Origin of the sequence: Moraxella atlantae NBRC 14588 (assembly GCF_001591265.1) — a bacterium.
Taxonomy (GTDB): Bacteria; Pseudomonadota; Gammaproteobacteria; order Pseudomonadales; family Moraxellaceae; genus Faucicola; species Faucicola atlantae.
Genome location: NZ_BCUL01000036.1, coordinates 1 through 9,560, shown reverse-complemented (window position 1 = coordinate 9,560; position 9,560 = coordinate 1). Strand labels below are relative to the sequence as shown.

The following is a 9,560-nucleotide window of genomic DNA, read 5'->3' as shown; positions in this document are numbered from 1 at the left end:
ATCATCTGAAATAAAGTTATTAATAAATTCACTAAACGAATTAAATAACTTACTGAAACAGCCTGTTTCGTGATCATAAAAAAATATCAACCCTATTCTTTTTTCATCCATTGAAATACAGAATAGATTGCCAAAAACATCACTGGCAATAGGAAGCATATGAAGTTTTTGAATATTTTTATCATCATAATAATTCATTAAATTTTTAATTAAATGTTGATAATCAAACAGTTCTGAGATATTTGTATAACCTAAATCATCTTTAATTACCTTATTTTTTAATTTGGCGCCATTATAATTTATTAAGAAATTTGAATATTCTTTAGGAATTTTATGATCCAACTTACTTTCTAAATCTGTAATTGTTTCTTGACTCAATGGGCTAACGTCACTTAAATTTAAATTACTCGTCATTTCTATCACAGTATTTCTCCATAACTAAAATTTACTAAATCAGATTGTATTTGAGATGTCATACAGTTTATCTTTTAAATACTACTTAAGAAAATTTATAGTGTTATCCTTTAATTCATGTGGGACTTTACTTGAAGTTTTTCATCAGTCTTATATATTACAATACTCCGTTAACATCTTTGTGACACTAAGACCTATAGAGTCAAGGTTTAGAATATTAAAATTGCATTAAATGCAAGTTCGGGGCTTTTTCTGAAACTACCAAACTTGCATTTTATTCATCAAACCCTTTATCTACAGGGCTATGTCATTTTAAAAGTTCCTCTGCACACGACAAAAAATCAGCCCCAACCAATTTTCACGGGTTTAGGGGTTAAAAAACTGACCAACTGTCGAAATACAGCCTTATCATTATTCAACAACACCAAACGAAAGCCCTCAATCAACAAATCCAAGCCTAATGCAAATAAACTGGCTTGAGGGCGACCGTTTGACTTTAACTTGCGTTTTAATGGTCTTTGCTTATCATGATAAATACCGACATGATAAGCCCAACAAAACGCTAAAGCATTGACTGCCACTAACTTACTCACCCTATCCATCTTAGTCAAATGCGTATCTTCAAGATTAAAACCACGACCTTTAAGACAAGCAAATAAATTCTCAACCTCCCAACGCTTTGCATAAATTGTCATCGCATCAAGGGTTTGTAGCTGATTGGTAGCGACAATCACTAAACCATGGTCTTTATCACGTTTGGCAAATACTCGGACAGCACAACCATCAACGACCAGTATCCGTCCATGTCGATAGGTCTCAAAGGCAGTAACATGACGAAATAAGTCTTTAATCTGTACCAATTTGCCGTGATGGTTCACAACTTTGCTGTTTTTCTTGATACGAATGGCAAAAGGTATGTGATGCTCTGTTAGCCAGTTAAACCATCGTTCACCAACAAATTCTCTGTCTGCCAGTATCATGTCAATGTTGTGTTTACCAAACTGCTTGATAAAGCGTTCAATGAGTTCGGCTCGCTCAAGGTGGTTTGTGTTACCCCGTTTGTCTAGCATGTCCCAGTACAGTGGTATGGCAATGCCCTTATAGACCACCCCTAGCATAAAGATGTTGATGTTGCTTTTGCCCCATTTCCAGTTGGTGCGGTCGATAGTAAGGGTAACTTTGCTAAGTCCAAATAGCCGATATAGCAATATGGCTAGTTGGTCATAGCCGATGACAGCACTGGCGATAAATCGCTGTAGCCTGCGGTAGTGGCTGTCGGTCTTGCCTCTACTAGGTATGTGCCTTGCTATTTTTTTTTAGATTACTGCTTTGGGCGGTAATCAGGGCGATTATCATGAGGCTTAAACAGGTAATTCTTGCCTTGTTCATTGTAAGGTTTTGGGTTAATATTTCATTGAGTCTGTTAAGGTTTGGCATAATGGTGGTTCATGAGAAAAATTGTTATTATGCCATTGCTTTAACAGACTTTTTTGTTTTTTTGTCGTGTGCTGAGTCAACTTACACAAAAATTTATGCGTTTTGCGTAAGTCCTATTAACTTAGTTCTGAATTAATTTAGATTTATAACTCTCAATCCTCCATAAGTCTATCTAATTCAGCTTTAGCATGTTTTTGTTCAGGTGTCGGATCTAGAAATGCTGCTTTGTAACCATAGTAATCCTTTAAAAAATCAATATCTTCAACACCAAAATTCTTAATTTTTTCCATCAATGACAGTCGCTCTTCAAAAGGAATTAACCATTCATAAAAATCTAATCTTAAGGCTGATAGCAATATTTTTGGATCACTGCATTGAGTTAATTCATCATAAAAATCCTTTTTTAGTTGATTCCAATAATTTTCATTATCTTTCTCGGAGTTTCCATAAATTTTCATCATTTCTTTAACTATATCTACAATTTTCATAATAACTCTTTTGTGTTTTTAATTTGGGAAGTAAGTAGTTACTGTTATTTCACCATTAGGTAGTTTAGTAACTCTATAAGTGATAGAATGACCTTGTATGTTGATAGGTCTATCAATATAGTTTGGCACATTCGGTATAGTTGATAGCTTAGTGTTATGAACTAAATCATTTACAATTGCATTATCTATTGTATCCATAGATAGTCCTGTATGTTTAACATCACCTGTAACATGAGGGCGATTATAGGAATGTCCTGAATTAATCCTAATATTGAGCCCATCAACTTGTGTTCTCCTAATCAAATTAGCAGGAATTCCCTGATCCGCAAAACTATGAGTCCTATTTTTCATAATTGCGTTTATCTTCGCTATAGCAGCTCCTTTATTTGCTGTATTTAAACTAGTACCCACCACCAAGTCAATAACTGCCTTAGCGTCATCTAAGGTTAACTGCCCATCTGATAAAGTTAAAAGATTATCAACTATATCTAAACCTTCATCTTTAATAGTTTGTTTCAAATCTTTTAAAGTAACCTTTCCTCTTTTTACCGCTATTTTAAATAACTTCCCAGCAACCTTTAGGGTTGTCACAACAGCTTTTGCAGAATTATTTTCTATTGCATTTCCTGCACTGTTAGCAGCTGTATTAACATCTAAACCATACAGTAAAGCAATAGATGCAGCTGTTAACTTTCCAGTATTTACAATACGATTATACTCAGCAGAGCCTGGTACAATTACTCCTGAATCAATTAATTTTTGAACTTCACCAGTAACTAGATAATCCCCGACCATCTCTCCAACAGCCGCACCTAGTGCTCCTGCCTCACAAGACTGCTTATTCAGTTCAGCACTCGCACAACCCACTAACCCAGCCGCCAGTTTATGAGCAATATTATCAACTAACGCATCACTATCAAGTCCCTTAACCGCATTGGTAAACACATACCCAGTCCCTGCATCGACAATCGACGCACGCAGACTACGTTTCAATGCCTCTTCAAGGCTGGTGCCATTAACCGCACTATCCACCAACGCATTACTTGTACCATTGACAATGCCACGAATAAAACGATCATTTAACGTTTTATCACCAACGCCTTGCAATATCGTTGAGTCTAACTTCGCCGACACCCCAGCAGTCACAGCCGCAAACGCAAGTTGCTTAATCGTTTCGCTCTTACCCAAATCTCTGAGCGTCTTAGCCACGTCGCCTTTATTATTAATCAGAGTGACTGAAGCTTGAGATGCTAACGAAGCAAACGCCGCATTTGCTACTGCACTACCCGTAGCAGTAGTCGTTCCTAATAAATTAGCACCCACCCCAGCACCAGAACCTCCAGTCGCTAATGTTACTGCTAAACTAATCAATGCAGCGGCAGCAGGCGTTAGCCCTTCTTGTTTATAGTCCCACTCTTTTTGAGCGGTTTGCACCACACTAAAATCGACATCTTGGCGTTTCGCAATCTCCTGCAAATACTCAAATCCTGGCTGGTTACCCATACGGTTAACCACATTCACCAAGTTCGTGCTATCAGCTTGCTCTTTTTCAGAGAGCGGCACCTGGACAATCAACCCACCAGGGGCAGAGAAACTAGGGGTGGTTGGACCTGTAAACTTCGGCAACGTCCCTGTCTCATCGACAAAGCCTTTCTCACTCATCGACTGCCACACCACATTATTAAACTCACGGGTGTGGTTCTCTTGTACCGTCGTATTAATGGTATCGAAGATAATCTTGGCATCAGGCACTGCTTTCATACCAACGCCTGCTTTGATATTGGCCCCTTGCAAGTACTCAAACTCCGTGCCTTGCAAATAAGTATCGTCGCCTGAGCCTGTATCAATAATATTGGCAACCAAAGTCGATGGTAACTCGCTTGATACGTTGCGAGTATCGGTTGTGTGGTTCTTGTTGTATTTAATGCCAATAAAGCTTGAGGTCTTTTTGACATCCACATTTTTGTTGTCCACTTCATCAACTGCCATTAAGCGAATGGCATCCCCTGCTTGTAGGCTGACTTGTCCTGTGGGGGCTTTGATATCGGTGGCGTAACTGATGATATTGTCACCTGCATTGACACTGACATTGTTACCAATCAATGTTACAGAGTCGGCATTGCGGATATCTTCGGTGGTACTGGTGATGGTGACTTTCTTTTTAAGTCCGCCCCAGCTTTTCTTCTTGCTGGTTTGGGTTTCGGCATCATAGATACTGTCTTGAGCCGCTTGCAGAATGACATTGCCCACACTGCTAATGGCAATATCACCTTCTTTGGCAGTAAAGGTGCCTGAGTTGATAATGATATTTCGCATTACCTCCAGGAAAATACTTATCCTTTAAAGAAGCTTTAAGGTTTGAGAATACTGTTTGTAAATTATAATAGTTTTGTGGGCAATACCTTGGATACCATATACCATTAAAAAAAAATTGAATTTTACCTAAATCAGTATTCTCAATATCACCTAATGACCATTCTATACCTATACTTTTCGATTCATCAAAAATCTGCATTTTATTTCAGTTTATAAAAGTTGCCTATACCTGTATCAGTTATTAATAATAATATCTCATGCAAATGTTCGTAAGATTTTGCATCATCAGTAGGAAGATTAATTTCACTAATTATTTTATCTTTTAACTCCTCAAGTTTTTTATAAAACTTCTCTTCTCCTAGAAGATCATAAATATCCTCTAATTCCATCCCAGCATTAACTGTTGGTAAAAAACATTTAAGATATGGATTGTTTTCAATACGTTCTAACCCAGCTGGAGAAAAAAGTATAGTTTGAGCATCGGTAATTGAAATGGTATCTTGTTTAATGAGCTCCAATAATCCAACTGTAAATATCTCAATAAATAAATTATATATATTGTAATTTGTTATCATAATTAATTGTTACTCCAAGTATTTTGTTTTACTTTAACATTGAAAACCTTTCCAGAATCACTTTGAAAATAATGAATAGAACATTTTTGTCCATTGCAATAACCATCTTTATAAACTTTCATCCAATTCTTCTCACCTGTCGCTTCTCTCAGAGCAGCTAGAACATCAGGGTCATTTGGTTTGACTTTCCTAGTTCCATTCTGTCTATCAATAAAGCCCTTAGGGTATTCTGGGGCATTTTTAATGCCATTATATACATGCTTAATGGCGTTAAAATCAGAATTTTTAATAATGTCATTTATCTTTGCGGCAGCTGCCCCTTTATTTGCTGTATTTAAACTAGTACCTACTACCAAATCAATAATAGCTTTAGCATCATCTAAAGTTAACTGCCCATCTGCTAAAGTTATGAGATTATCTACAATATCGAGACCTTCTTCTTTCAATAATTTCTTCAAGTCAGAAAGTTTTATCTTTCCTCCTTTTGTAATTGCTATTTTGGCAGTCTTGGCTCCAATCTTTATTACTGTTGTTAGAGCCTTCAAAGAATTATTCTCAATCGCCGTACCAGCACTATTAGCAGCTGTATTAACATCATAACCCAATAACAAGGCAAGTGAAGCAGCAGTCAATTTACCCGTATTTAAAATCCGGTCTTTTTCCTCTATAGATAGATTATCATTATTAATTAAATCTTGGACTTCACCAGTAACTAGATAATCCCCGACCATCTCTCCAACAGCCGCCCCTAGTGCTCCTGCCTCACAAGACTGCTTATTCAGTTCAGCACTCGCACAACCCACTAACCCAGCCGCCAGTTTATGAGCAATATTATCAACCAAAGCATCACTATCAAGCCCCTTAACCGCATTGGTAAACACATACCCGGTCCCAGAATCGACAATCGATGCACGCAGGCTACGTTTTAACGCCTCCTCTAAACTCGTACCATTAACCGCACTATCCACCAACGCATTACTTGTACCATTGACAATGCCACGAATAAAACGGTCATTCTTTTTGTGAGTGACAGCCTTGGTATGTTAAAGCATGGTCACCTATGAATTGACGCTTGCAGTCTTTGCATTTATAGTTTTGTTTACCATAGCTTTTTAAGCCATTTTTCTTTATGCTGTCACTTAGACAGGCTGGGCATTTGATGTGTAGTGTGATTTGCATTTCACTATTTTATCAATTTCTCAGCCTGTTTTTTTTCAGCCTACTTTTTGAACCACCACCAAGGTATTATAATCTCTTATTAACTGTCTTGGTTTATTATGCCACTACAAGTGAACCTTTTAAACCATAATAACTGTTGCCCCTTAATAAGCTCACAGGGAATGGTCTTCATTATAATTTAGGATTCACTATATTAAAGTTTATCGACCCTAATATTATAAAATTCAATATTTTGAACTAAACTTAATTGATTCATATAATCTTTTAATAATTCATACAAAACTTTTGAAATTGAGATATCATTATCCTCAATATAGGAACAAATAAATTCTAATGCTAAACCAACTTCATTATTTTCGTAAAGCTCATCAATAAAATCTAATTGCTTTTTTGATAAATACTGTTCTAGCTCAAGCCGTATAATTTCAAAGCTGTTTCTCTTTCTTCTGAGTTTTAAGAGATTATTTAATAGGGTAACCACTAATTATTCCTTCTCCTGCAGGTTCCACGATTACTTTAATTTTAGTTCCATCTATTGTACCAGTAACTACAAATCTAGCTGGTGCTCCAGCTCTAGTATAAAGTGTGCCAGGAACACCTGTCTGTTGCTCCCATTTAAGCTTAGGATTTGTAGCGATTTCAGATACAGCATCTAAAATTTTTTCATTATCCCAAGTAGCAGGAAACTTTGATTTTTGGGTAAATAGCCTAGATATACCGAATTTATGTCCTCCCTGAGTTTTCGACTCACCATATAATATATGAAACGCTCTAGCATCAGAAGCGAGATTTGTCTCATAAACAAATATACTATTTGCATTCCTTAAAAGAGCAGTTGAAGTGGTTTTGCTTGCTTTCCATGCAGCATAATCTTTTGCTGCTATATATAAGACTCTACCACCAGTTTTAACGGCGTAAACAACTTCTCCAGCACCACTAGCAAGAGATACAACTTCTGCAGTAGTTAAAAGTGCGTCCAGTACCTTTTCATTGCCTGCTTGTTCATAAGCTGTCTGACTTCCAATAAAAGAATGTCCGTGATTTAAAATTGCACTATTTAAATTATCTAAATCTCTCTGTGTGTATTGGCTAGTCAACGCATCTTTTGAACCAGTATATTTTTGTGGCAAAATAACGTAATTAGCATCCCAGTTATAATTTTTTAAACTACCTCCAACCTTATCAATATTTAAGATAACAAAGGCAACCACATCTAAATCAACTGAACGTAAAAATTGTGTATTGACACCATTATTAATTCTCCACAATCCACCCATATCCATTTGTTTGCCGTTTGAATTAACTTTGGTATTACTTTCAGGTGCTTCATTGTATTTTTTATTGTAAGCTATACGAAGTGCATCCTGTATTTCTTCATAAGTAATATTCTTTCCTAATTCTCTAGCTTTACCATATAACTTCGCTGCCAGAATTTGTTCCTCCTTATGCAATTGCCGATTATTAGCAATAGCATTCTCTGCAATAAAAGCAGCTGTATTGACATCATAGCCAGAATACGCAGCAGTTACTCCAACGATTAATTTTGCAAAGTTTTTCTGATTGTCAAGTGCTTGTCTATATTCGTCTTCTGACATATTTGGGTTAGGTTGTGGTAGCATTTCTGAAACAGCTTCACCAACAGCCGCTCCAATCGCACCTGCCTCACACTCACCACGGCTCGCTGCGGCAGCAGCACAGCCTGCCACCGCATGAAGCACCTTATGCAGAATATAATTATTCTCTTGTGTTTTGATTAGACTAGCAGCAAATCCATGCGCAGCATTCACCTCACTCATCAACAGGGCATTTTTAAGATTATCCTCTAAACTACCACCATTAATCGCTGTATCAACCAATGCAGTTGTTGTTCCCTCAAACGCACCACCAACCAATCTGCCTTGCAATGTCTTAGCATCTTGAATTGACAGATCTTTCAGGACGTTAGGCATGACACTGGTATTGATATACTGTAATGCCCCAGAAGTCAATGCAGCAGTTAATGTCGCTCTTACCGTTTGGCTACTGGCTAACTGTTTTAACGTCTTGTTAATATCGCCCTTATTGTTTACTAATAACACAGAAGCTTGTGTCGCAAGTGAAGTAAAGGCAGCACTGCCTGTAGCCCCAGCAACTCCACCGCCTAAACTTGATGAAATGCCACTAGCCGCAGGTCCTGCCGCCCAAGCAACAGCAACCGTTAATAACGCCGCCCCAGCAGGCGTTAGCCCTTCTTGTTTATAGTTCCACTCTTTTTGAGCGGTCTGCACCACACTAAAATCCACATCCTTGCGTTTAGCAATCTGTTGCAAATACTCAAAGCCTGGCTGGTTACCCATGCGGTTAACCACATTCACCAAGTTCGTGCTATCGGCTTGCTCTTTTTCAGAGAGCGGCACTTGGACAATCAACCCGCCAGGGGCAGAGAAACTAGGGGTGGTTGGACCTGTAAACTTCGGCAACGTCCCCGTCTCATCGACAAAGCCTTTCTCACTCATCGACTGCCACACCACATTATTAAACTCACGGGTGTGGTTCTCTTCCACCGTCGTATTAATGGTATCGAAGATAATCTTGGCATCAGGCACTGCCTTCATACCAACACCTGCTTTGATAGTTGCCCCTTGCAAGTACTCAAACTCGGTACCTTGCAAATAAGTATCATCGCCTGAGCCTGTATCAATAATATTGGCAACCAAAGTCGATGGTAACTCGCTTGATACGTTGCGAGTATCGGTTGTGTGGTTCTTGTTGTATTTGATACCAATAAAGCTTGAGGTCTTTTTGACATCCACATTTTTGTTGTCCACTTCATCAACTGCCATTAAGCGAATGGCATCCCCTGCTTGTAGGCTGACTTGTCCTGTGGGGGCTTTGATATCGGTGGCGTAACTGATGATATTGTCACCTGCATTGACACTGACATTGTTACCAATCAATGTTACAGAGTCGGCATTGCGGATATCTTCGGTGGTACTGGTGATGGTGACTTTCTTTTTAAGTCCGCCCCAGCTTTTCTTCTTGCTGGTTTGGGTTTCGGCATCATAGATACTGTCTTGAGCCGCTTGCAGAATGACATTGCCCACACTGCTAATGGCAATATCACCTTCTTTGGCAGTAAAGGTGCCTGAGTTGATAATGATATTATTGGGTA

8 protein-coding genes and 1 pseudogene are annotated in these 9,560 nt (G+C 38.1%); all 9 read right to left on the bottom strand.

Annotated features, from left to right (window positions below; all coding sequences use genetic code 11):
• The coding region (locus tag MA2_RS10200; protein ID WP_067059504.1) for an SMI1/KNR4 family protein at positions 1 to 414 on the bottom strand (414 nt) is incomplete at its 3' end.
• 341 nt (positions 415 to 755) lie between these two features.
• Positions 756 to 1,724, bottom strand: coding sequence for an IS4 family transposase (locus MA2_RS10195; protein WP_115254129.1), 969 nt, complete (start codon positions 1,722 to 1,724; stop codon positions 756 to 758).
• Between the two features lie 279 nt (positions 1,725 to 2,003).
• Positions 2,004 to 2,339: a hypothetical protein gene (locus MA2_RS10190; protein ID WP_067059500.1), complete on the bottom strand. Its 336-nt coding sequence runs from the start codon at positions 2,337 to 2,339 to the stop codon at positions 2,004 to 2,006.
• 18 nt (positions 2,340 to 2,357) lie between these two features.
• Positions 2,358 to 4,655: a DUF637 domain-containing protein gene (locus MA2_RS10185; RefSeq protein ID WP_067059498.1), complete on the bottom strand. Its 2,298-nt coding sequence runs from the start codon at positions 4,653 to 4,655 to the stop codon at positions 2,358 to 2,360.
• A 200-nt stretch (positions 4,656 to 4,855) separates the two neighbouring features.
• Positions 4,856 to 5,230: a DUF3969 family protein gene (locus MA2_RS10180; protein ID WP_067059496.1), complete on the bottom strand. Its 375-nt coding sequence runs from the start codon at positions 5,228 to 5,230 to the stop codon at positions 4,856 to 4,858.
• Positions 5,231 to 5,232: 2 nt separating this feature from the next.
• The gene (locus MA2_RS10175) at positions 5,233 to 6,225 is read right to left on the bottom strand and encodes a DUF637 domain-containing protein (protein ID WP_484081715.1); all 993 of its coding nucleotides are present in this window, start codon (positions 6,223 to 6,225) and stop codon (positions 5,233 to 5,235) included.
• A gap of 19 nt (positions 6,226 to 6,244) precedes the next feature.
• Positions 6,245 to 6,409 (bottom strand): annotated as a pseudogene (locus MA2_RS10980) (IS1/IS1595 family N-terminal zinc-binding domain-containing protein); the annotation flags it as partial.
• A gap of 193 nt (positions 6,410 to 6,602) precedes the next feature.
• The gene (locus tag MA2_RS10170) at positions 6,603 to 6,890 is read right to left on the bottom strand and encodes a MafI family immunity protein (protein ID WP_067059491.1); all 288 of its coding nucleotides are present in this window, start codon (positions 6,888 to 6,890) and stop codon (positions 6,603 to 6,605) included.
• The coding region (locus MA2_RS10165) for a DUF637 domain-containing protein (RefSeq protein WP_174519467.1) at positions 6,871 to 9,560 on the bottom strand (2,690 nt) is incomplete at its 5' end. The genes MA2_RS10165 and MA2_RS10170, both read right to left, overlap by 20 nt.

Coding starts and splice junctions, on each gene's coding strand:
- MA2_RS10180 (WP_067059496.1), bottom strand. CDS start 5,230: ATGATAACAAATTACAATATATATAATTTATTTATTGAGATATTTACA.
- MA2_RS10190 (WP_067059500.1), bottom strand. CDS start 2,339: ATGAAAATTGTAGATATAGTTAAAGAAATGATGAAAATTTATGGAAAC.
- MA2_RS10185 (WP_067059498.1), bottom strand. CDS start 4,655: ATGCGAAATATCATTATCAACTCAGGCACCTTTACTGCCAAAGAAGGT.